This window comes from Mojavia sp. (genome assembly GCF_059505145.1).
Map to the genome: position 1 here is coordinate 1 of NZ_JCACKA010000125.1, position 21,321 is coordinate 21,321.

Sequence of the window (21,321 nt, forward strand, 5' to 3'; positions counted from 1 at the left end):
ACAATGATGACTGATGAGCAGTGGGAGATGGTAAAAGCAGTCCTGGGGGGAACTTTACCATCTAAACCACCGCGCCCTGTTCCAACAGGTACACCTAGTAATAATCCTATTAGAGTTATTCAAGCTATTGAGTCTAAACTAAAAGTACTGGACGAACAGCAGCAGAAGGTTGCATTTGAAATTCCCGATGGCCCGCAGCGAATTCGAGGATTAGCAGGCACGGGTAAAACGGTTTTATTTGCCAAGCGTATTGCTAAAATGCACGCTCGAAATCCAGATATGAAGTTAGCCTTCGTGTTTTTTACTCAGGCACTTTATGATGAGATTACTGAGAGAATTGCCCTTGAATATCGGGGTATGACAGGTGAAGAACCTAACTGGATAAACTTGAAAATATTACACGCTTGGGGAGCAAGAGATAGAGAAGGTTTTTATCGGTCTTTAGCATTAAAATGCGGTGTAAGACCTAAAAGCGTCAATGATGTTAGAAATGAAATTGGTGCAACTTCCCCCGCAAAAAGTTTTGAATATATTTGCGATCGCCTCGAACAAGACGTTAAAAACATTCCCGTTATTTATGATGCAGTTTTGATTGATGAAGGACAAGATTTACCACCATCATTTTATAGGTTAGTTAGAAGTACCCTTTCTGACCCAAGAAGATTGTACTGGGCTTATGACGAAGCACAAGGTATCGGTTCGCTAATTGTCCCTCAACCAGTTACTATCTTTGGTAAGAATCCAGATGGTACACCAGTTGTAGACTTAGGTGGTAATAAACTTCCAAATGGTGATATCACACCGCCAGTATATGAAGGTGGTATCAGAAAAGGTCATAACATGAATCGATGCTACCGTACTCCCAGGCAGTTACTCATGACCGCTCATGCTATCAATATGGGATTATTTCGACAAGAAAGAGCATTGCAAGGAGTAACTAATAAAGAAGAATGGGAAAAACTAGGCTATCAAGTTTTGGATGGTGATTTTACTGACGCTAGTGTTAAAGCAGGAAAAAAGGTTACAATCACACGTCCTAATAAAAATAGTCCTCACCCAATTGACCAAGAAAATTTTGAAGCAAAAGATGCTGTTGGTTCTCCGTTAGTAATACAGCCTTTTACAAGTGAGCATTCAGAACAACAATGGATAGCTCAACAAGTTGCCAATGATCTAAAGCTAGGTTTAGACCCTTGCGACATTATAATTACTGGGCCTAGTGGCGATAACGAAAACAATTACTTTCAAAGTCTTCAAGAGGCTTTACGAAAACATGGAGTCAAAAGCTGCATTGCTGGAGTGGACACCGCACGCGATATTTTCCGTATGGACGGTTATGTGACAATCTCTAACATTTTTAGAGCAAAAGGTAATGAAGCTTGGAAGGTATACGTTTGTAGATTCGACAATGCGACTAAACCTTTAAGTTGGAAACAGGATGAAAGAGAAATACACAAGCGCAATGAGGCATTTGTTGCACTGACCCGCGCTCGTGTATGGTGCGTGGTTACAGGATTAGATTCCCCGATTTTTGATGAGCTACAAAAGGCTTTAGAGCAATATCCGAACTTTGCTTTTACTGCCTTTAATAAGAAAACAATTGAAAGAAATAATGATGAAAATGATGACACAGAGGAAATGAAGACTCAAACCCAGTTACCTCTGCTTGTTTGACTGTTACTTAAAGGATAAAGTGAGCGTTTTTAAAGATATTAAGTACAATATCAAAATTGCTTCAACCTCATCAGCTAGTGAGGCCCCGACGAACTGGGGACACTTCGTTTAGAGCGGGTGGTGTCGGGGACGGGCAGAAAGTCTATCGTGAAGTGGCCAAAACTCAGCAGCCCGCCCCCGACACTTCGCTACGCCACCCACTCTCCCCCAGTTCTTGACATCTCAAGAATTAGTTATCTAACAATTAATTATCAAAATCAATTGGCTGACCGTTGAAATGCTTGTGAATGCCTTCGGGAGTCAACCAACTAGGAATTGTAACCTTTTTATCTACTTCTGCGTCCCCATCGGCATTATTTAAACCGTTAACTATTGCCACCTTTAAAGGTGTCTTACCATCGGCTGTTTTGCGGTCAATTTGAATAGTGCCTCTAGCTCTACCTTTAGCAGTTCCATCACTGCCACCAACAGCAGTATTAGTGAAGAAATGGGCAATACAAACTAACCTTTCTTCAGCCTTTCTAGGGTCACTTAGAGACGCTTTAACAAACTTTTTGGCAGGCTCCTTTGTGATATCTGACTCAGAATAGTTAGTAAATTCATCAACTAATAACTGTTGCGGTTGTTTATCAAGCTGATTATTAATTCTGTCTAGCCAACGCTCGCGAGCATCATCAAAAGCTTGCCCTATATCTGATTCTGTTTGCGCTATTAACTGCGGGCTTAAATATTTCCATGCGTTTCTTAAATTATCTCCGGCGTGCGCGTCTATGAGCTGATACAAAGGCATATCAAACAGATATTCTCTGAGCATGACAATCGACGCTGCTAGAGTTGATTTACCACTTCCCGCTTCTCCCAGCACCCAAACGGGCTTTTGATTGTCGATGACCTTCCACAGCCAACCATCCTCATGATTCTTGAGTGCTTCGATTAAATCACTGATGAGGCGCTGGTCAGTTAATTGATGATTGTCACCGTTTGCGATCTCGCTCTTGGTTTTACCCTCAATCTTGCCGCGTTCTTGGTCAGCTTTCGCTCTGTCCCTTAAATTCTCCGCAATCGTCTTATCCATCACAGAATGATTAACAGCACGAGCTTTCATGAAATCTTCTAGCTGGATACGTGCCTTAGCCCGTTCGTTTTCGGAGTCAGTCAGCCCCAGCGCCAAGCGTTCTTCTGTATCCAGTCCTGACAGCCCATCTTTCAAGCGCTCAGTGTAAAGCTGGGTCGAATGCTGCTTAATATCGCGTTTGTGCTTATTATGCTGCCAAGTTGCATAGTCGCCAGTCTTTTCTTTTTCCCCCAATTCATAATCCGTGCGCTTGAGACGTTGCGAACGCACGAGCAAGCAACCCACGATACCCCATAGCCCAGTGACTGCAACCCCGTATCCTAGCAACTGATTAGGGTTGTCTGTGGGCAAATCACGCACCCATTGAATTGCATCGCCCTTGTAGGGAATGATGCTGCCATACAGCCCGTAGCGTTGCCATTCTTCAGTTAGGACAAAACGCGGTTGATTACAAAAACGCTTATCCAGTTTTATTTGACTTTGTACACCATTAATTGACCTTGGGCAGAACTGAATTTGTGTTAGGTCGTAAGGCTGGCGTGTTTGCGATGTTGCAAGCCCCATGATTGCAGCTACACCACACACACCAGCCAGCGCTAACTCGACAACACCCTGTTTCATTCTCGTACCCTAAAAATAATTGCAATGGAACCAATGAATAAAGCCACAGCGACTGCAATACTTACCCAAGGGTCTGATTGCGGATTTTGTTTCTCAATAGTTTGGATATCTTGGTTAATCTGTGACACTGTTTCTTTAGTCAAATTCTCAAAATATTGATAGTCTTTTACTGCTAACCAAGTTGTGATACCTGCAAACACTAAGCCACCAGCAGTTTTAAACAGATTTTGCATATTATCAACCTCTAGTCCGTCGCTGTTGTAATTAATTCTCAAGCCCGTTAACCCAGCCACAGAGCCAACGCTGCATATAGAAAATGAGAGCGTAATTGCCAGCCACAAGTTAACGCCACCACCAGTTATTAATAAATATTTAGCTATAAAGAATCCCGTAGAATTTAGCGACCAGCCGACAAAGAATCGGGTCAATTTCTCAGTTGTATTGATAACATCTTTCCGGTGCTGCTTGCGCGATTCCAGATGTGATATTAAGTCTTTTGGCAACGGCGTATCTGGGGCGATTTGGTTTACTAGGTCTTCTTGATCATCTTCAATGTCGTATGTCATATTAACGCCAGAATATTTAGTTGCCCGACAGTAACTTTATGCGCTGGCTGTCGGGCTTGAACTGTCAGAAACCTATTAGGGCATCTTTGATTTTTTGGACAATCGAGCGCCCGGAATATTGTTTTTTCGGCTTGAAATCATCACGAGCGTTATCACCCATTTCTAGGTAATACTTGCCCAGTTCTTTATCATGTTGCAAGTCAATTGTTTGTTGTCTAATGTCTGTCTGTAATTCCGTCTGCAACATCTTATATTCACCATCAACAAGCATCATGTGTTTGTCTACCCATGATTTCAGTTTGAGATGGTCTATTGCTTGTTGATGGCGTAGCGCTTCTTTATCCTTAGATGAAGCGAAATCAAGTTTCATCTCTTCTAGGATATTTGCTAGATGAGTATCAGCTAAAATCGCTGACTGTACTGCTCTTTCAATTTTCTCGCCGCTTACACCAGCTTGTTTGTAGATATCGCCCAGGACTAGATTTAAGTCCTCAGTCCCTTTGATAGCAGCTAACATTTGCTCTCTTACTTGTGGGGCGAATTCACTAATCTTTGCCCCGTCATTACCCATTTGTCCTATCAGTTTGAGTGCTGTTTTATCACCTGTTAGCGCTCTTACTACTAAGTTAGTAGATGCGTTGAACTTATTTTTTAACTGGTTTTCTAGGTTGCGTGATTTGGAAGTTACCTGATTCTTGAGCTTCATTGAATTTTTCACAGCGATATTGTTTTTCTGGGGTAAAAATTTGAGTGCAGTGATACTCCATTCGCCTTACGTATTGCTCAATAGCTGACTTTCGTTTGAGATATTGCTGATAGTTGTGATGCTCTCTTGTTGGCAGATATACCCAGTAATGGAAGGGCAAAATGAAAGCAGCAATCGCACCTAAACTAACAGCAATTCTTGAGAAGTAATTCATCCTTAGCCAGCGAATTACCAAGCACTCAAGCAGCGTCAATTCATCGCTATTGAACCGCGTTGAGCCTAGCGAGGATGCCTGAAAGTTGGCTTTTAGTTTGATTACGGCTATCCTCTAGAGCCGCACTAATGCCCGTTAACCCAAGGGATAGCTTGTCTCTGCTTTGCTCATGACGATTAACTACTCTCTGTTGTACAAGAGTCAATGTCTGGTCAATCTTTGCGTCAACTTGATTTGCTCTTAAGTCAGCATAAGCGAGTAGTGCTGCTTCTACTTGTTCGAGAATTTCGTCAAAGGTGCTGGCTGAGGTGTCAACGCTATCGGCTATGTCATTGATTTGTTGTTCTGAAAGGATTACACCCATTTGTGAGGCTCCCTTCGTGATCATCTCGCCTACATCTAGAGGGGCCACTGCGAGCGTCCCTGTTTCAACCTCAGTCTCGGACTGAAGGGACTCTACTTGCATTAGAAATTTTTCTTCAACTCTTTCATCAGTTACAGATAATTGGCAAGTCGCTTTTTCTTTGAGGTAGTCAACGGCTTGGCTCAATTGCTCTTTGGTTGGATTGTCAAGGTCATCGCACCCTACAGCGAGCGCCGAAGAAGTGTAATCGTCCTTGGTAAATCCTTGATAACCCTGTTTGTACAAGCGAGCGCGGACGTTATTAGTAAACTTGTCAGACATGGTGATTGCTCCTATTTGGCTAATGCTAAAACTGAGATGTTTGCGGATTTCATTGGTTGCGAACGCTTATTGATTGCCCACTTAGCAGCGACGAACGCGACAAGGGCTAAATCTTTGCTGTGATAGATGCCATGAGCGCTGTAAGACAAACCAGCTTGACTAAACCAGTAGTAACGGGTGCTTGATGGTACGTCGTCAAGATTGATTTTTAGATAGTTTGCTAGGGCAGATAGTGCTTCAATACCGCTGTAGCCGCCCTGTGAATCATAAAAATGCTTGAATGCTTGCCAACGCTCCTCAAATCCCTCCCTAGTTGGACTTAGCGCACCGTAACGCCTTTTCAGTCCCGCGAATGTCTCTACTATGGTTTCTGCATCCTTGGATTCCACCCTCAAGTTAAAACGCTGCTTGAGAAAAGACACCACCCGATACCAAGTCTCGTCTGAAATGGTCTTGCCTAGCGCTCGCTCATAAATCTGTCTGAGCTGACGATACTTAGCTAAATACTTCTTTGTTGCCACATTGCCTCTGTAATCTTGTTTAAGTGTGTATAAAATCAACTGACTGCCCGGACATTCTCAGGTATTTGACTAGCCCCCAAGATTGATTCAGAGTTATGGATATGCCCCTGTTATTAGAGGCTGTCAATAACCTTAGAAAATAACTTTTTAGAAGCTTCTTAGCCGTTGCGCTCAATGGCTAGAACCACGTAATAACAAAGCGCTTACCGATTGAAGACTTACTGAATTATCGATTTTACCCCCGTAAAAGCGCCCCGATGAGGCTAGTTGACGCGCTCGCTCGCTGCTTTGGGACGCTCCACGCGGTAGCATCGGTCACCAAAAATTAAAACAAACTCTGCTGGATTGCTGTAGCTGTCTGCGTTGCATGATGTTGGTTGTACAAACTTGGAATTTCGTAGCAACGCCTTAACACCTTGTCACGATTGAGCTTTAAGTCAGCACTCTTAGACTGACGCGGCAAAGGACGAAAATAATACTGTGTGTGTTTGATACTGTCGCTGCTTGTTAAATATCTGTACAGCGTTCCATCAATCCAGTAAGTTTTGCTCATTGTCAACAGCGTGACGCATCCTACAAGCTGTTTATCAATCATCTTTCCTATCTCCAGCAACACACGCGCCTGTCAAGCTTGTACCCAGGAAGACCGCGATTGATGCAATGGCGCTGCCTTCAAAAATCTTGCCGTTGTTAATCCATGTTGGCTGATATTCCTCACCTCTGCTTTGCTCAATCCGATCAACGCCGTGACAGAAGATAGTACCAACAACCATAAAACCTGTTGTTAATAAGCTCAGAATTGCTACTTCTTTTGCTGCATCTTGAATGAATGAGCGAACCTTTTCACGCCAATTATTCACACGGCGAATGTGCATTACTGGCTTTTGTTCTAGATACTTTAGCCACTGATCATCAGTAAAATTTGAGGGCTTGTAATCATAGGGTTCGTGTGATTGTAGTAGTTCGCCCACTGCTTGGATGGCATCGCCGAGTGCCACATCTGGACAGTATTCCACTTGTCTCAATTCCTCTGAATCTTGGATTTCTCTAAGCCAGCGATCTATTGCTTCTAACCTTCTTCTTTGATTTTGATTAAGCATTGTTCTCTGAAGGGGTAATCCGTTGATTGCTTCTAAATTGCGTAAATTGATATGCATGAATCTTCCTGCTCCTGTGAAACACTACGCTCTCGGCAGTTGACCACGCCTGCAATATTATTTCTGTCGTTCCGTTTACCGCGTATTTTGCGCTATTTTGTGTGTTCATTGCACAACATTGCAACGACCGCAGACATAGAGCGACCGCTACGCAGATGTGTATGTAACTAGTTGAATATCTTCGTTGATCTAATTTATTGACGTATCGATAACCTTGACACTAATATAGTAAGTGAAGTTAAGCGAAGTGTCAACACTTTGCATACAAAAATTGCAAATAGCTTAGAAGTGGTATTTAATAGCTCCATAAAGCATACTTTTTATGCGTAATGGCTACAAAGAAACCACGATTAACAATTTATTTAGCATCACAGGAATTATTAGACGACCTACAGACAATTGCCGACGAGCAACAACGATCAGTTTCCAATCTTGCTAGCATCGCGCTTGCAGATTGGGTAGCTCAATATAAAGAACGAAAAAAAGAGGACAAGTAAAATGATCGACTCAAAGCAAGCAACAGGCGAGCGCTCAGTGTTCCAAGCTGAAATTCGCCGCATTTGGGAATATTTACTCAGGCAAGGAGGCAACAGCAACACTCCACAGAGTAATTAAATTGATGTTTTTGTCCGTAGTTCAATAACAAAACCCGCTCGGACGGGAATCTTAGCGGGTTCTGTAATTTGACTATTCATAACGCGGGTAACTCCGAACTGAAAATGTCCTGCAAGACTTTTCGGAACCGCGATCGCAGTTCTATGATAACCAGTTCTGCGCTCGCATTGCAACATAAGGAGTTACCCGGATTTTGAAAGAAAATTCGAGGTAATACAAGTGCATACTACACAATTGAATCCAACGACCGCAGAACGGTTAATTTCAGGCTTACAGCAAATTCCTGGTAACTGGGCCTTGACCCCTGTTACAGACAATAAACGTCCTTATCGTGAAAACTGGCAACAAGAAACAGCATTAACACGGCAGGCACTGATTAAAGAACTGCAATCAGATAAAGCCTTTGGCTACGGCATCCGCACAGGTGAAGTATCAGGCGGAATTTTAGCCATTGATGCGGATGGCCACGCAGCAGAGGCACTACTACAAAAGCTGGCTTTGGGCGATTTACCCGACACAGTAATTTTTAGCTCTGGCAAAGCTGGGCGCAGACAATTACTTTACTTGGTAACCGAGGAATACTGGCAAATAGTAAAAACTGTCAAGCTCAAAACTGGGGTCAAGGGCGATGACGGTAAAGAGCAGTTACTAGAATTTCGTTGGAATGGGCTGCAAAGCGTACTACCGCCATCTGTACACCCTCAAACTGGTAGTTATCATTGGGTGCGATCGCCGCAAGATATTTCGGTTGCTAACTGTCCTAATTGGGTGATTGAGTTAATGCTGAATCATCAGCAGCCTGTGGCAGTTCCACAACCTCAAATTAAAAGTGTGCAAACTACAGTCAGCGCTCGCCCAAATTTATCCATTTTTCTAGGGCGTGATGACAGAGATTTAGTAGAGCATGGCACTGGTGATGGAGGACGCAACGACGCAGCGAAAAAACTCAGCCTTAATTTAATTGCGACTGCTCGTCGCCTCAACGAATTGGGCATTGACTATCAGGGCGACCCACGCACCCTTTATGACCAGTTCTGCACTAATTGCACCCCACCGCTTGGCGAGGATGTTCGTAGCGAAGCTGATGGCTGGTGGAAAAACGCGGAAGCACACGCCTTGCGCCCATCTTTGGATGACGACAAGTTACAAGGATGCTACACCGCTTGGTTAAACAAGCAAAAAGGGACACATAGCCATAAACGATTAACCGTACAAAAGTCTATTGTCAGTACTGACAATAGCTTATTGTCAGTGCCACCACTGACAATGGAAATGATTGCAAAACAAGATTCACAGTCTATTGTCAGTGTTGTCAGTGGCATCTTAGCCGAAAATTTAGATGACGTTGAAGAGAGTTTTAAATTAGACTTACTACGTACTGAACTAGGAATTAACCAAAAGCTTTTTGACCGCATTGTTGCTAGAGAGCGTGTCAAACTCTATGAGGTTTTGCCAGAAGATGAAATGCGGCTCAAGTCGCTCATTGAGTGGCGAAATACCAAAATCGAATGGGGCGCTATCTTACCTGCCCCTCTAGCCCGTGATTTAATCCATGATGCGGACATTTTGAATGTTGACCCAGTTGTTATATGGCAGCCCTTAATTAGCGCTGTCGCTTCTTTAGCAGGGACGACGATTAATCTGGATATGCAATCTCATAGAATCCCCTCTGTACTGTGGACTGTGACAGTTTTAGAGTCCGGTGGAGGAAAATCCCGCGCTGACAGCTTAGTTGTAGCGCCATTGCGAAAAATGCAAGCCGAGGCAGTCCAGCGCTACAAGGAAGCTCTTGAAGAATACAAACGGGCGCTAAAAGAGTGGGAGAAAGGCGGCTGTGAAGGGGATGAACCAGAATCACCCGCTTTAAGAAAGTATTTATTTGAAGTTGCAACGATTCAAGCTGTGTTAAAGCGTTCAGCTGAAAACGGCGAGCATGGGGCGTTGTGGGCCAGAGACGAAATAGCGGGGCTGTTTAATTCCTTGGGGCAATTCTCCAGAGGTGAGGATGAAAGCTTGCAGATTTTGTTAAAACTTTGGGATGCAGCCGCCCTTTGTGTTGACCGTATATCTTTAACTGACAGTTATTTTACGGAACGTACAGCCATTTCTTTGAACGGTGGTATTCAACCCGGTGTGTTCCGCAGAATCTTTAAGGACGCTGACGACAGTAACGGGCTGCAAGCGAGAATGTTATTTGCAGTTCCCCAGCGTCGCAAACAGCGCTATGTAGAAGGCTTTTGTCAACTTAGCGATCGCTTACCCCTACTTTACAAATGGATGGAGGAATTACCAGAAATCAACGTCTCTTGCAGCCCACAGGCGAAAGCATATTACAGAAAGCTAGTCGAGATCATCGGCGACCAAATAGAACAAACTACACACGCAGCTATCCGTAATTGGATGTCCAAGCTACCAACCCAGATTTTGAGAATTGCGCTGAATCTGCATTTGCTTGAGTGTTTTTACTCACCCAATAGCCGAGATATCACAACACTACAAAAAGACACCTTAGAACGCGCTGTTAAGCTTGCCCAATACTATCGCAGTGCCTTTCACGTTTTGCAAGAGAAAGTGAGCAATAGTGATGAAATTAGCTCAATTCTGTTGCAAATTTATGACCGTGCTTCCCAAACATCAGACGGCGTTTCTGTCCGTGACATCTATCGACCACTGGATAGCATTAAGTCACGGGCCAAGGCAGCAGGCAGAGAAGCTAGTGCCTACACTCATGATTTATTTCTCAAACTCCAATCCATGGGTTATGGGGAAATTGTACGTAAAGGAAGGTCTGTCAAATTCGTTGCAACAAAAATTGAAGACTTGGAAAAATCCTTTACAACCACTGACAACACTGACAATGAAGAAAAATACATCTCTAATCCTCTTGATTACGAGTTAATTAATGTCAGTGATAGCCACTGCCAATCACTGACTGTCAGTACTGACAATTGCCTTTTGTACTTAGAACACGGTGAAGATGATGTCATAGATAAGACGCAAATTCCGCCACCGGATGATTCAATTCTCCCTATTCCAGTTGAAGCTGTTGACATAGTATTAACTAAGCCTCAACAGGTCAAAAATCATGCTAGTACACCAGAAATTACTAAAGGTGTAAGGGTACGGGTACATTTCCCTGGTAGCAAGCGGCATGGCTTTGAGGGAATAGTAACGGGATTCAAAACTGTACATGGCTTGCTTAAGGCGATCGTTAAACTTGAAAATATTGAAGCCAGCTTAAGAATCTGGGAATGCTTTGTACCAGGGAATGATGGGATGAGACTAGAGTTAGTTTCTTAATGAAGCCAGATTAGGGTTTGCCCTGGATGCGGCTCTACTTGAGCGATGCTTAGTAAGTATAGCATACGTAATCGATATGGCTTATATGGTAGCGAATACGGTACATATAGGGTAGCCGCCGAGATACGTAAACATACTAGACGTTTTTAAAGCAAAATCCATGTCCACAACCAATCTATTTGTTGAATTAGTTGTCATCGGTGTTGGAGCAATGGTTTGGCTCGTACTTCTCACTTTAGCTATATTCGGTTTTCAGTGGTTGCAAGTTAAAGTTGAGATCCTAGTGGCATTAGCTATTCCATTGCTGTCATTAATTTATTTGTTAGGAATTATTGTTGACCGTATAGCAGACTCCATTTTTGAGAAGATATGGTCAAAGCAAATTCGTAAAACTGCGTATGGAGGCACTGAACTAAATTTCTATGACGATAGGCGTCTCGTATTGTCCCAACAAAATCCAATAACTGAACGTTTGCTTTATGCACTGAGTCGTACCAGGATTTGTCGCGGGTGGTCTTTGAATGCAGCAGTCATTACCTTGACGTTCATCATCTTAATGTTTAGTCAATTTCGCTCTAATTCTAATTTTTGGAGAATCTTGGTCTATGGTAGTGTTTCTTTCTTAACTCTGTCTGTTATTTGCTGGATTGCATGGAGAATGCTTAAGTACAGTGACTACATAAAAACCAAGGAGTATGCTGAGTTTTTACGCTCAAATACACAAAAGTAATATCCCCTCCCCACGGGAATCATAAGCGGAGTGTTGAGGAATGAGAGATGCCAGATAAAAGCCAAATCCGTTGGAAGAAAGTTGCACTGCCCATCACTGGAAGAAAACAATATATTCTCAACAATACAGATGATTATTAACAATAGATATAATCTATAGCAATCCTAAATCATTCATGAGAAAACACCATATTCATATAACTTCGGAAAGTAAAAAATTTGACAACCAATTGCTAATTCAAATAACTCTTTAACTACAGAGAAAGAATGACAAAAAAAGTAAAATTCTCGAATCAATCTTTTTCCTTGTAACCAGATGTCTTCTACAGGGTTTTGTTGTGGAGCATTTGGGGCAAAGCGCTCACAAGTTATTAACCATTGTTCTTTTTCTAATTCTGCATTGAACGAGTCTAAATACTCTTTAATTTGCCCTGAACGGTGGTAACTAGCACCGTCCCAAATAATTAAAATTTTTGCCCCTCTTCGTTGCGACTGAAGATATTCTAAAAAACCTATTGTCGTCTCAGAATTAGCTTTTTTTGCTTTGTAAATCAAAAATTCTTTTGTTTTATAGTCTAATGCCCCGAAGTACGTTTGTTTACAACGAGCGTTGGCTACAGGAAGTGATACTCGTTCGCTCGTTTTGCCCCAAACATAACCGTTTACGTCTCCCCATAACAAATGACATTCATCGACCATGAACACGACTAATTCTCCAGATTCTATTTCCTCGCGTCGCCCTGCCAGCAGTGTACAAATATCTTTTTTTTTGATGCGACTAATTCTTCATCATATTTTGGGTTGTGAGCCTGAGTTTTCTTCCAACTGATACTTGCCTCATCAAATAGATCGTAGTAGCTTTGCTTTGAAGCGAAACTAACCCCGTATTTGCGGCTGATCTCAAACTCTAGCTCGTTCAAAGTCCATCTATCTTTTGTTAACAGCCACTCTATTATCGACGAACGCTGTTCTGGGTTTAATAGCCCAAAGCTTCCTTTATGAGCGAGTTTTAAACCTTCCACTCCACTTTGAAAAAATACTTTTTTCCACTTACTGATAAAACCGCTCGATACTCCCAGTATCGGCATTATCTCTTGATGCTTGTATCCACACAACAGCATCTTGACTGCGAGCGCTCGTTTGACTTCACGTTTATCTTGGCTCTTTTCAATAAACTCTTCTAGCGATCGCATCCACATTACCGCACCCTCATTCTAGTCATCCAAGCTACTTATACACTTCTACGTATTTTCTCACGAATGATTCCGGATTGCTATATTCTGAACTTAAATATTAATTATTGCATCTATGGTTAAAGTAAGAAACCAGTGCTGAGCAACTACCTTGCGAAGAATAGGTAGTCAAAACCCTGATAAACAGAGCTTTTGGACAAGTCATCAATTCTTTCTTACTAGATTTTCTTAAAGCTGCCCAATTCTATAATTAATTTCATCATTATTACTCCCGGTTCGCTCATTTTTGGAGGAGTTAGGAAAAGAAGTATACCGAAAGACATATTTCCAAAAATGAGTAAATCGGTATAGGTTCAGAATTATGGCAACTGAACCCATAATTACAAACGAAAGAGTCGATGATATACCCGTACTTCTGACACAAATACAGAAGATGGGGATAGGCAAGTTAATCGATAAGCACTTTCCGACACATGGAAATTGGCAAGGTGAGAGTTTGGGGAGCGTAGCGGTAATTTGGTTAACACACATATTATCGCAAGCAGATCATCGTTTAAATCACGTCCAAGGCTGGGCTTCCAAGCGTATGGAAACTTTAAAAACACTGATGGGCGATTCCTTAGAGGAATTAGACTTGACGGATGATCGGCTAGAAGCGGTATTACGCTACCTTAATTGTGATGAAAACTGGTCTGTATTTGAGTCAGAACTAGGGAGTAATTTGCTGTGTGTCTACGATCTCAAACCAGAACGGGTACGTTTGGATAGTACAACAGCATCGAGCCACTGTGGGGTAAATCCCGAAGGACTATTTCAATGGGGACATAGCAAAGATCATCGTCCGGACTTGGCACAAGTCAAAATAATGTTATCGACATTAGACCCATTAGGGATGCCAATTGCAACGGAAATCTTGTCAGGGGAAAAAGCCGATGACCCGTTATATATTCCAGCCATAGAAAGAGTACGTTCAACAATAAAACAGTCAGGATTACTATATATTGGTGACTGTAAAATGGCATCAATTGGGACGAGAAACCATATTGTGTCGGGTGGTGATTTTTATCTATGTCCTTTAAATGCCAAGCAATCGCCAAGAGAAAAATTAATAGAATATCTTCAACCAGTTTGGGATATAAAACAAGAGTTGACTATTATCAATTACGATTATGCAGACGGAAAAACTAGAGATATTGCTGAAGGATTTGAACTAAAATTGCTCCAAAAACTAGAGATTGACGAGCAAGAAATATCTTGGGAAGAGCGACAATTAGTAGTACGTTCATTTGCCATTGCACAGACAGAAGAAAAGTCTCTACGCGAACGTATACAAAAAACCTCAGATGCTCTAGAACAACTCAAAATACCTCGGCGGGGTAAGAAAAAACTCACCTCATTTGAGGAGTGGGATTCGGCTGTAGCAGATATTCTCAAACGTCATCGAACTAGCAGTTTATTTCAAATTGAGATTCAAACTAAACGAGTTCAAAAAGTTAAAAGACGATATCTAGAACGCCAACCTCAGGCAGTGGAAGACGTTTGCTTTTATCTGGATTTTCAAATAAATGAAGATGCGGTTCGACAACAAATTCAACTATTAGGCTGGCGAGTCTATGTCACTAATCAAACTGAAGCTCTACTAACTTTGAAGCAAGCTGTTTGTGCTTACAGAGATGAGTATTTAACTGAACGAGGATTTGCTCGACTTAAAGGCTTTCCTCTCTCTTTAACTCCGATTTATTTACAACGCGAAGACCATATTACCGGTTTGATTCGACTACTTTCAATTGGTTTACGAGTGTTGACCCTTTTAGAGTTTCAGGTTCGTCTTCATCTGGAGAAAAATCAACAAAAACTTGCTGGACTTTATGCTGGTAATCCGAAGCGAGAAACAGCACGTCCCACTGCTGAACTTCTTCTTGCCGCATTTAAAGACATCACTCTGCTGTTGATTGAGGTGAAAAATGAACTTTATGCCCATTTAACTGCTCTTTCACCCTTACAACAGCATATTCTTGTTTTGCTTGGGTTCCCGACTACTATTTATACTCAACTTGGTGGTCAATCTTTTACTCCTGAGTAGATTTTTTTCTAACTCCTAAAAAAGTCGGCGAACCGGGAGACATCAGTTTACTTCTCGTTACCCAAGACTTCCTCAATCAAGCTCATGAGTTCTGGCAGACGTTTGGCTAAAGCTTTCTCTTGCGGTGTTTTCGGCTCAATTTGCTGCCACTGCTTGAGCTTAGTTAACGCTTGTTTTAAAAGTACGACATCTGTCGTACTTTTCTCTTGGTTAGTATTTTGGTTAGTTTCAAAATATCTTTGTACTGTACGCAGATTTTTGCCTACTACAACGCCTAGAGCAGGCATTAAAGGCTTTTGTCCTTTCTTAGGTCTTCCTTTTACGTCAATAAATCCAGCAGTGCGTAGACGCTCGGCGATAGCTTTCACTTCGTTTGGCGTATAATCTCTACGCTGTTCGTTCTCTGCTATCTCTACTTGCAATGCTAAATCAGGATCTTCTTCTACATCAAAGGGCAACATCCTTATAGGAATGCGATTATCAGGGAACTGATGAAGATATTTATCTGCCTGCTGCTCCTTTAGCAATCGAATTGCCGCTAATCGATGCCCTCCAGCCAGCAACCTAAATTTATTGTCTATTACTAATGGTTCTATAAGCCCCAGAACAGCAATTGACTCTGCCAAAGACTCAACATGCTTTGAATTTAAAGGTCGGGTATCCTGCTCACGGTCTTTAATCTGCTCCAGTAAAACTGTAGAGTCTTGGAGCTTCAGTGGTTGAGATTGCCCTTGCCGTTTTTGGGCGACTTCCAGAATTTTATCGAAATTGGTCATGAGATAATTTCCTTACCCACTGCCTCGTAATCGCTCCAGGCATCAGAAGCACGAGCATCTTTTACCAGATAAACTGGAACTCCAAAATTTTCAGCTCTTAGGTAAACTGCCATTCTTCTAATCCAAGTTTTAAACAAGGGTAAACCAAATTTTTCAAGACTTTCTTTGGCTTTATATCCATCACGACTGGGGGAAGGAGGTACACAAGTCAGTAAGACTTTAAAGCGTCCTGGTGGTAATTCGTTTAGTTCTCCCACAGTTTCAATCAACGCTTCTAGAGCGAAAGTGCTTGGATGGGTGGGAATTATCAGTAAATCACTGGAGTTGGCTAACGCTTTCAACTCATCACTAGCAGGGCGGGCAGGAGTGTCAATCACGAGATGTTCAAAATCATCAGCTTGGTCTATTTCGCTATGATCGTAAACCTCAAAAGGACTTTTACCACGCTCAAACCAATGCAACACAGAGCGATTAAGATCACCATCAGCTAGTACAGTTTTCCCTTTGGTAGCAAGGTAGGCGGCGAGATGAATCGCTGTGGTAGATTTTCCTACACCCCCTTTAAAAGATGCGATAGTAATAATCATTGTAATCTCATCACATTCAGTCATGATGGCGGATTGTACCGCACAAGAGACATTTTTTCCCGATTGAAAATTTTAAGTACCCCGTCTTACACACGAGTAGTAATTTACGAGCAAGAGTCTATGCTTACAACCAGGTGATTAGAATACAGTTAGCAAAGATGGGGTTTAGCTTAGAGGAGCTTAATAGATGAATTTACAAGAAATTATTAATTCCATTAACAATTTGCCCACAGAAGAACAAGACTATTTATTTGAGTTTCTGCGTCAAAAAAAGGAGGAATCTAAAGGGGAGAATTTTTGGCAAGGATTACAAAAATTTAGACAAGTAATCCAAAGCGAGGGGATTATTTTTACTGATGAGGATTTTGCTGATTTACGAGATCCGAGCGTGGGCAGAGAAGTTGAGTTATGAGTTTAAAGTTTTTACTTGATACTAATATTCTCTCAGAGCCAGCACGCCCTATTCCTAATGTCAATGTTTTACACCAACTAGATATTCATAAGTCTGAAGTGGCTGTTTCTAGTGTTGTTGTTCATGAACTTCTACATGGTTGTTTGCGGTTGCCAGAATCTAGGCGGCGAGAGTATCTGAGGAATTATATTTATGAGTCAGTATTGAATTTACCAGTATTTAATTATGATTTAAAGGCAGCACAATGGCACGCCCAAGAAAGGGTTAGATTATCCCAGATTGGGAGAACTCCTGCTTTTGTAGATGGTCAAATTGCGAGTATTGCTTTCTGTAATAATTTAATTCTGGTAACTAATAATGTTTCTGATTTTGAGTTTTTTAACGGTTTAAACGTTGAAAATTGGTTTGTTAGTAAAGGTGAAAATTGAGCTATAGGTGAGTACGCGACAATGGGTAGTGCTGGCAGCGATGAGCCATATCTTGGCTTAAGAGTGATCGCCCAGGAGAGTGAACGCTGTTTTACTGAGGCGATGAAGTTCTACAGCATTAAGAAACATAGTAATTAATTTCTTACCAAGTCAAGTCATAGCCAAGAAATAGCAAGGGATTTAAGAGCCAGTGCTGCTCAGGCGTATTGCTCGGTCGTACCAGGAAAGCGATTGTCCCAGCTATTATAAGTGGTTTGTGCGGTTGATGACACCTTTTAACGCTGAAACCCTGATTCTTCCGTTCGAGAATTTTCTAAAGAATATTTTCTTAAACAAAAGTTAAATTTAGTACCTAACTTTTTATGGGTGTACAAATCAGGTTACAAATTAGGGTACAAAAGTAATTTTCAATCTATAACTTTTTATTTAGGATAAACATAACAAATAGATTGTCAATAAAATTTCCTAATTTCAGGCAACTTCCTGATTTCGGGCAATTTCAACTTTAAAAAGAAAGTTAGTGATATTCTGAAATAAATTCAATTATGAAGGTGTTTATGACTAAAGATCGCATTTTACTATCTGTTTTTACAGCTACTTTTTTAACAGTGGCTTCTCTTTCTGTAATAGACCCTTCAGCAAGAAATATTCTATATGAGTTTTCTAAATTATTTCTAGCTGGGTATGTTGGTTATCTACTTAAATAAAAAAATCTCCAGCTTGCTAGCCATGCAAGTTAGAGACAGTAACTAAATCTTGATTTAAGGATACATCTAATAAGCTAGTTAGGCAAATTATTTAGGATTTGTCTAACTTACTTGTATGTTCATCTATTTTTGATTTTACTCTATTAACTGTTTCAAATTCTGTACTCTCTCACGATTATGTAAAATAGAAAATATTTAATTACTGAGTTCGATTGTTGTCTCCATACTATGGTGACACTCAGGCTTAGGCGATAACAGAATTTAGCAAAATCATCTCATGATTCAGCAACGCCTAAAATTCTTGAGTTTTCAAGGGTACGTTATGCAGACATCTGTCACCGCGTCGGCTCCTGCCTTTCTTCGACAAATTGTTTCAAGTGAACTGGAGCTTGTTGATTCTCTGGCAATTTCTTTGGCTCATCATTATTTAAATTACTAGGTATGTAGTCGTAAAGCCAGTCATACTTAACAATAAAATCATTCCATTCAGGGTCATCTTTTATATAATTGATCTGATGTTTAAAATAGTTATCAAACCACCACTTATAAATCTCATAAAAAAGGTTTTGTGCAAGCTCCAAATCAATTTTTTCGCGGCTTTTTAGAGTATCTAGTCTTTTGTAAAAATAAATTACTCTAAAAATAGGCGCTAATTCTTCAGTAGACTTTTCTTCATAGTCCTTTCTTATATCTCTTGGTACACTTCCATTCCCTTGTTGCACGAATTTCTTATGTGCTTCTACACGAGCGAGCCACATAGAGTAACTATTAAATTCCTCAGCCATTTGAAAAGTATCTGAACGTTGCTGATTCTTTTTTTGGTCATTAATTTGACGATCATAGTTTCGTTTAGCAATTATCCAAGCTAGATAAGAAGAAATTCCTGCTGCCACAAACGAGCCGAATACCGTTATTAGCACTGGAAAAACTTGATTTGCTAATGGAGTTGGAGGAACAACAACTTCAATAGGTTGCTGTACCTTCACTGGTTGCTGTATAGAGTCAATAGTGACTGGCTGTGATTGTTCGTTTGCTGGAGGTTTTGCTTGTACTTTAGATGGCAAGCGTGGTGCCTGAACCAATATCTCCTCATTCTGAGCCATCATAATGTTTCCTCAAAAGCCTTTACATGGAGTATATTGAAAAACTAAATCATCCTATTAGGAGCGCAATCGATCTTTACTGATTGACTTGAGAAAACGTTACGACAAATATTTCTTTCTAGTATTGTTAGGAATTCAACAAGTCGGCAATATGACTTCCTGTATAGACTGCGAGAGGGGTGAGGAGAACAGGCGAATTTACAAATTACCCCAATCAAAATTCAAAAAACGTCGAGCATTCAGCTTGGTATATTTTTCCGTGTGCTTAATATCCCGATGCCCTAAAAAATCTTGAATTTCTCTGGTGCTGTAACCCTGATTCACCAGATAATAACCGCAAGCATGGCGCATCATGTGGCAGTGAACTTTGATATCAAGCCCCGCAATAACTGCCAGCCGCCCAAGCAGCTTCCGCACCGCATCAGTGGACATCACTTGACCACGCTCAGACACGAAAATATATTTGCTGTCAGGGTACTGTTCTCTCAGCTTTTTGAGCAGTTCCAGTTCATCATCTCTCAAGGGATGCACCCCAGAGTCACTGCCCTTTTCCCTGGTGATAAAAATCTGCCGTTCACCCCACATCACCGCATCCCAGCGTAACCCGCAGCTTACACCTACAGCTTCACCGACCCTCAGCCCATGCCGAAACATCATCAGCATCAGCGTGTAGTCACGGTGGGCATAACGGGCAGGGCGATTAAGTGCAGCATCTAACAGAGAACGCACCTCAGATGGTGTAAGGTATTCTCTAGACCTGTAATGCTTGTTAGGTTTACGTCCTGGCGGGATGATCGTCATTTAATTGGGAGGTACTGTCCGCTTTACGCGTTATATAATGGACACTACCCATTCTCCCAAATCCTCATCACTTCGTGAAGAACTACCCCCAAACAGGCCTTAGTTAAGTCAAACTTATCTTTCAACCACAAAAAAATTCTCTACACTCAGCGATTGATAACTCTGGCTTATAATTAGATGTTAAGCGGTTTGCCCAGCTATCTACATTCTCTTCTAGACCTTTGTGGAAAATCGTTGCTATCCGTGATATCACAATTACTTCAACCCATCAACTCGTGAGACCTGGCGAACTGGGGACACTGCGTTTAGAGCGGGGGTGTGGGGGACGGGCATCAGTCTACTCATGGAGTAGCCACAGATGGAAGCCCAGAGATAAGCATTGCGGCTACTGCAATGATGGCGGTCTTCTTCATGGTTAACAATGTATTACTGATAATAAACTGTACTTTCCATGACTTTAATCGTCCGTGATAAGCATTATTGTAGGGTAATGGTGCGATCGCCCTGTGTCTCTGGTGTTCTAGTTTTAGTATTCTCCCGGAAGCTGAGGCACGGTCACTCATTGGTTCTAGAAAATTAATGAAGTGGTTATTTATCAGCTTGTTTTATATTGTTATTTCAGTAAATACCACATTTTAAATATAACTTATTAGCAAGAAGCTAATATTGCTAGGTATTTTTCAGGGCAATCAGTTTTTATTACAGTTACTATTTTTCTCGGATGACATTTAAGAAATAGAGCTAATAAGATCCATTTTAAAGCCATTAAAAATTGAAGATATATTAGCTGTATGGAATTTCATCCTTATGAGCCTTTTGACCAAAATAAGGCTCAAAAAACAGTTTGGGAAAAGTTAAAATCTGCATTTAAAGATGAAGAAGGGGTAGCGTTTTATCGTTACCCCATTTTTAATCGGAACGGTAATCTTCACAGAGAACCTGATATTCTACTTGTGCATCGAGAGTATGGACTGTGGGTAATTGAGTGCAAAGGGTGCTACATAAATAATATTGCTAGCATTCAAGGTCATGAATGGAAAATGAATGATTGGCACTCAGAGGTTGAGATACCAGTAGCGCAAGCAGAAGACCAAATGTTTGCAATTAAAAATAGGCTGACAGAGAGAAGAGAAACCAGGGGGTTAGTAAGTTTTAATTTTCGGGTTGTACTTCCCTTTGTGAAGTATGAGGAATGGCAATCTAGGGGACTCGATAATTTTCCATCTACTCAGGGCGTTGTACTACTAGCTGAAGATTTAACACCAAAGACTTTTAGAGAAAAAATCATTGAGGGTGACAAACAAAATCCCCAAACAATGATGACTGATGAGCAGTGGGAGATGGTAAAAGCAGTCCTGGGGGGAACTT

The 21,321-nt window shown here is 41.4% G+C and carries 23 protein-coding genes; 8 read left to right on the forward strand and 15 right to left on the reverse strand.

What is annotated here, in order from left to right; translation table 11 throughout:
• A partial coding sequence (locus AC5JL8_RS34795; RefSeq protein WP_495884259.1) for a DEAD/DEAH box helicase occupies positions 1 to 1,674 on the forward strand: 1,674 nt, incomplete at its 5' end.
• A gap of 244 nt (positions 1,675 to 1,918) precedes the next feature.
• Here AC5JL8_RS34795 and AC5JL8_RS34800 read toward each other — a convergent pair.
• From AC5JL8_RS34800 to AC5JL8_RS34835, 8 genes are all read right to left on the reverse strand, one after another.
• Entirely contained in the window at positions 1,919 to 3,370 is a 1,452-nt protein-coding gene (locus AC5JL8_RS34800; RefSeq protein ID WP_495884260.1) for a hypothetical protein, read from the reverse strand.
• Positions 3,367 to 3,936, reverse strand: coding sequence for a hypothetical protein (locus tag AC5JL8_RS34805; RefSeq protein WP_495884261.1), 570 nt, complete (start codon positions 3,934 to 3,936; stop codon positions 3,367 to 3,369). Before AC5JL8_RS34805 ends, AC5JL8_RS34800 begins: the two co-directional genes overlap by 4 nt.
• 64 nt (positions 3,937 to 4,000) lie before the next feature.
• Positions 4,001 to 4,642: a hypothetical protein gene (locus AC5JL8_RS34810; RefSeq protein WP_495884262.1), complete on the reverse strand. Its 642-nt coding sequence runs from the start codon at positions 4,640 to 4,642 to the stop codon at positions 4,001 to 4,003.
• Positions 4,581 to 4,856: a hypothetical protein gene (locus AC5JL8_RS34815; RefSeq protein WP_495884263.1), complete on the reverse strand. Its 276-nt coding sequence runs from the start codon at positions 4,854 to 4,856 to the stop codon at positions 4,581 to 4,583. Before AC5JL8_RS34815 ends, AC5JL8_RS34810 begins: the two co-directional genes overlap by 62 nt.
• 46 nt (positions 4,857 to 4,902) lie before the next feature.
• The gene (locus AC5JL8_RS34820; protein WP_495884264.1) at positions 4,903 to 5,541 is read right to left on the reverse strand and encodes a hypothetical protein; all 639 of its coding nucleotides are present in this window, start codon (positions 5,539 to 5,541) and stop codon (positions 4,903 to 4,905) included.
• 11 nt (positions 5,542 to 5,552) lie between these two features.
• Positions 5,553 to 6,062, reverse strand: a complete 510-nt coding sequence (locus tag AC5JL8_RS34825) for a hypothetical protein (RefSeq protein WP_495884265.1) — start codon at positions 6,060 to 6,062, stop codon at positions 5,553 to 5,555.
• A 325-nt stretch (positions 6,063 to 6,387) separates the two neighbouring features.
• A complete protein-coding gene (locus AC5JL8_RS34830) occupies positions 6,388 to 6,657 on the reverse strand; it encodes a hypothetical protein (RefSeq protein WP_495884266.1) in 270 nt (89 codons plus the stop codon).
• The gene (locus tag AC5JL8_RS34835; RefSeq protein ID WP_495884267.1) at positions 6,650 to 7,219 is read right to left on the reverse strand and encodes a hypothetical protein; all 570 of its coding nucleotides are present in this window, start codon (positions 7,217 to 7,219) and stop codon (positions 6,650 to 6,652) included. Before AC5JL8_RS34835 ends, AC5JL8_RS34830 begins: the two co-directional genes overlap by 8 nt.
• Before the next feature lie 329 nt (positions 7,220 to 7,548).
• On the opposite strand from AC5JL8_RS34835, the gene AC5JL8_RS34840 reads away from it, so the two are divergent.
• Positions 7,549 to 7,716 carry a ribbon-helix-helix domain-containing protein gene (locus tag AC5JL8_RS34840; protein ID WP_495884268.1) on the forward strand — a complete coding sequence of 56 codons (168 nt, stop codon included), beginning with the start codon at positions 7,549 to 7,551 and terminating at the stop codon, positions 7,714 to 7,716.
• Positions 7,717 to 7,830: 114 nt separating this feature from the next.
• On the opposite strand, the gene AC5JL8_RS34845 is transcribed toward AC5JL8_RS34840, so the two are convergent.
• The gene (locus AC5JL8_RS34845; RefSeq protein ID WP_495884269.1) at positions 7,831 to 8,010 is read right to left on the reverse strand and encodes a hypothetical protein; all 180 of its coding nucleotides are present in this window, start codon (positions 8,008 to 8,010) and stop codon (positions 7,831 to 7,833) included.
• A 43-nt stretch (positions 8,011 to 8,053) separates the two neighbouring features.
• Here AC5JL8_RS34845 and AC5JL8_RS34850 point away from each other — a divergent pair, with 43 nt between their 5' ends.
• Positions 8,054 to 11,134 (forward strand): DUF3987 domain-containing protein, encoded by a 3,081-nt coding sequence (locus tag AC5JL8_RS34850; RefSeq protein ID WP_495884270.1) that lies wholly within the window; start codon positions 8,054 to 8,056, stop codon positions 11,132 to 11,134.
• A 160-nt stretch (positions 11,135 to 11,294) separates the two neighbouring features.
• Positions 11,295 to 11,864, forward strand: a complete 570-nt coding sequence (locus AC5JL8_RS34855) for a hypothetical protein (protein WP_495884271.1) — start codon at positions 11,295 to 11,297, stop codon at positions 11,862 to 11,864.
• Positions 11,865 to 12,037: 173 nt separating this feature from the next.
• Here AC5JL8_RS34855 and AC5JL8_RS34860 read toward each other — a convergent pair.
• Positions 12,038 to 13,056 (reverse strand): IS630 family transposase gene (locus AC5JL8_RS34860; RefSeq protein WP_495884281.1). Its coding sequence is split into 2 segments (ribosomal slippage): positions 12,038 to 12,624 and positions 12,624 to 13,056, totalling 1,020 coding nucleotides; the frame shifts between segments, so codons are not numbered across the junction.
• A 361-nt stretch (positions 13,057 to 13,417) separates the two neighbouring features.
• On the opposite strand from AC5JL8_RS34860, the gene AC5JL8_RS34865 reads away from it, so the two are divergent.
• Complete coding sequence (locus AC5JL8_RS34865; protein WP_495884272.1) at positions 13,418 to 15,139, forward strand: IS1634 family transposase; 1,722 nt, start codon at positions 13,418 to 13,420, stop codon at positions 15,137 to 15,139.
• A 47-nt stretch (positions 15,140 to 15,186) separates the two neighbouring features.
• On the opposite strand, the gene AC5JL8_RS34870 is transcribed toward AC5JL8_RS34865, so the two are convergent.
• Both AC5JL8_RS34870 and AC5JL8_RS34875 read right to left on the reverse strand, forming a co-directional pair.
• Complete coding sequence (locus AC5JL8_RS34870) at positions 15,187 to 15,915, reverse strand: ParB N-terminal domain-containing protein (RefSeq protein ID WP_495884273.1); 729 nt, start codon at positions 15,913 to 15,915, stop codon at positions 15,187 to 15,189.
• Entirely contained in the window at positions 15,912 to 16,502 is a 591-nt protein-coding gene (locus AC5JL8_RS34875; RefSeq protein WP_495884274.1) for a ParA family protein, read from the reverse strand. The genes AC5JL8_RS34870 and AC5JL8_RS34875 overlap by 4 nt, the downstream gene beginning before the upstream one ends.
• Positions 16,503 to 16,689: 187 nt before the next feature.
• Here AC5JL8_RS34875 and AC5JL8_RS34880 point away from each other — a divergent pair, with 187 nt between their 5' ends.
• Together AC5JL8_RS34880 and AC5JL8_RS34885 are read left to right on the forward strand one after the other, a co-directional pair.
• Positions 16,690 to 16,914: a hypothetical protein gene (locus tag AC5JL8_RS34880; protein ID WP_495884275.1), complete on the forward strand. Its 225-nt coding sequence runs from the start codon at positions 16,690 to 16,692 to the stop codon at positions 16,912 to 16,914.
• Entirely contained in the window at positions 16,911 to 17,342 is a 432-nt protein-coding gene (locus tag AC5JL8_RS34885) for a type II toxin-antitoxin system VapC family toxin (protein ID WP_495884276.1), read from the forward strand. Before AC5JL8_RS34880 ends, AC5JL8_RS34885 begins: the two co-directional genes overlap by 4 nt.
• A gap of 1,042 nt (positions 17,343 to 18,384) precedes the next feature.
• On the opposite strand, the gene AC5JL8_RS34890 is transcribed toward AC5JL8_RS34885, so the two are convergent.
• The 3 genes from AC5JL8_RS34890 to AC5JL8_RS34900 form a co-directional block, all read right to left on the reverse strand.
• Positions 18,385 to 19,155, reverse strand: coding sequence for a hypothetical protein (locus tag AC5JL8_RS34890; RefSeq protein ID WP_495884277.1), 771 nt, complete (start codon positions 19,153 to 19,155; stop codon positions 18,385 to 18,387).
• Positions 19,156 to 19,350: 195 nt separating this feature from the next.
• On the reverse strand, positions 19,351 to 19,953 hold the full coding sequence (locus AC5JL8_RS34895) for a tyrosine-type recombinase/integrase (protein WP_495884278.1): 603 nt from the start codon (positions 19,951 to 19,953) through the stop codon (positions 19,351 to 19,353).
• A gap of 341 nt (positions 19,954 to 20,294) precedes the next feature.
• Positions 20,295 to 20,516 (reverse strand): hypothetical protein, encoded by a 222-nt coding sequence (locus AC5JL8_RS34900; protein ID WP_495884279.1) that lies wholly within the window; start codon positions 20,514 to 20,516, stop codon positions 20,295 to 20,297.
• A gap of 228 nt (positions 20,517 to 20,744) precedes the next feature.
• On the opposite strand from AC5JL8_RS34900, the gene AC5JL8_RS34905 reads away from it, so the two are divergent.
• Positions 20,745 to 21,321: nuclease-related domain-containing protein (locus AC5JL8_RS34905; RefSeq protein ID WP_495884280.1), on the forward strand; the 577-nt coding region annotated here is incomplete at its 3' end.

What these genes read in the sequence shown, in the direction of transcription:
- AC5JL8_RS34800 (WP_495884260.1), bottom strand. Translation starts at nt 3,370, where the DNA reads ATGAAACAGGGTGTTGTCGAGTTAGCGCTGGCTGGTGTGTGTGGTGTA.
- AC5JL8_RS34805 (WP_495884261.1), bottom strand. Translation starts at nt 3,936, where the DNA reads ATGACATACGACATTGAAGATGATCAAGAAGACCTAGTAAACCAAATC.
- AC5JL8_RS34810 (WP_495884262.1), bottom strand. Translation starts at nt 4,642, where the DNA reads ATGAAGCTCAAGAATCAGGTAACTTCCAAATCACGCAACCTAGAAAAC.
- AC5JL8_RS34815 (WP_495884263.1), bottom strand. Translation starts at nt 4,856, where the DNA reads ATGAATTACTTCTCAAGAATTGCTGTTAGTTTAGGTGCGATTGCTGCT.
- AC5JL8_RS34820 (WP_495884264.1), bottom strand. Translation starts at nt 5,541, where the DNA reads ATGTCTGACAAGTTTACTAATAACGTCCGCGCTCGCTTGTACAAACAG.
- AC5JL8_RS34830 (WP_495884266.1), bottom strand. Translation starts at nt 6,657, where the DNA reads ATGATTGATAAACAGCTTGTAGGATGCGTCACGCTGTTGACAATGAGC.
- AC5JL8_RS34835 (WP_495884267.1), bottom strand. Translation starts at nt 7,219, where the DNA reads ATGCATATCAATTTACGCAATTTAGAAGCAATCAACGGATTACCCCTT.
- AC5JL8_RS34840 (WP_495884268.1), top strand. Translation starts at nt 7,549, where the DNA reads ATGGCTACAAAGAAACCACGATTAACAATTTATTTAGCATCACAGGAA.
- AC5JL8_RS34845 (WP_495884269.1), bottom strand. Translation starts at nt 8,010, where the DNA reads ATGTTGCAATGCGAGCGCAGAACTGGTTATCATAGAACTGCGATCGCG.
- AC5JL8_RS34855 (WP_495884271.1), top strand. Translation starts at nt 11,295, where the DNA reads ATGTCCACAACCAATCTATTTGTTGAATTAGTTGTCATCGGTGTTGGA.
- AC5JL8_RS34865 (WP_495884272.1), top strand. Translation starts at nt 13,418, where the DNA reads ATGGCAACTGAACCCATAATTACAAACGAAAGAGTCGATGATATACCC.
- AC5JL8_RS34870 (WP_495884273.1), bottom strand. Translation starts at nt 15,915, where the DNA reads ATGACCAATTTCGATAAAATTCTGGAAGTCGCCCAAAAACGGCAAGGG.
- AC5JL8_RS34875 (WP_495884274.1), bottom strand. Translation starts at nt 16,502, where the DNA reads ATGATTATTACTATCGCATCTTTTAAAGGGGGTGTAGGAAAATCTACC.
- AC5JL8_RS34880 (WP_495884275.1), top strand. Translation starts at nt 16,690, where the DNA reads ATGAATTTACAAGAAATTATTAATTCCATTAACAATTTGCCCACAGAA.
- AC5JL8_RS34885 (WP_495884276.1), top strand. Translation starts at nt 16,911, where the DNA reads ATGAGTTTAAAGTTTTTACTTGATACTAATATTCTCTCAGAGCCAGCA.
- AC5JL8_RS34890 (WP_495884277.1), bottom strand. Translation starts at nt 19,155, where the DNA reads ATGATGGCTCAGAATGAGGAGATATTGGTTCAGGCACCACGCTTGCCA.
- AC5JL8_RS34895 (WP_495884278.1), bottom strand. Translation starts at nt 19,953, where the DNA reads ATGACGATCATCCCGCCAGGACGTAAACCTAACAAGCATTACAGGTCT.
- AC5JL8_RS34900 (WP_495884279.1), bottom strand. Translation starts at nt 20,516, where the DNA reads ATGAGTGACCGTGCCTCAGCTTCCGGGAGAATACTAAAACTAGAACAC.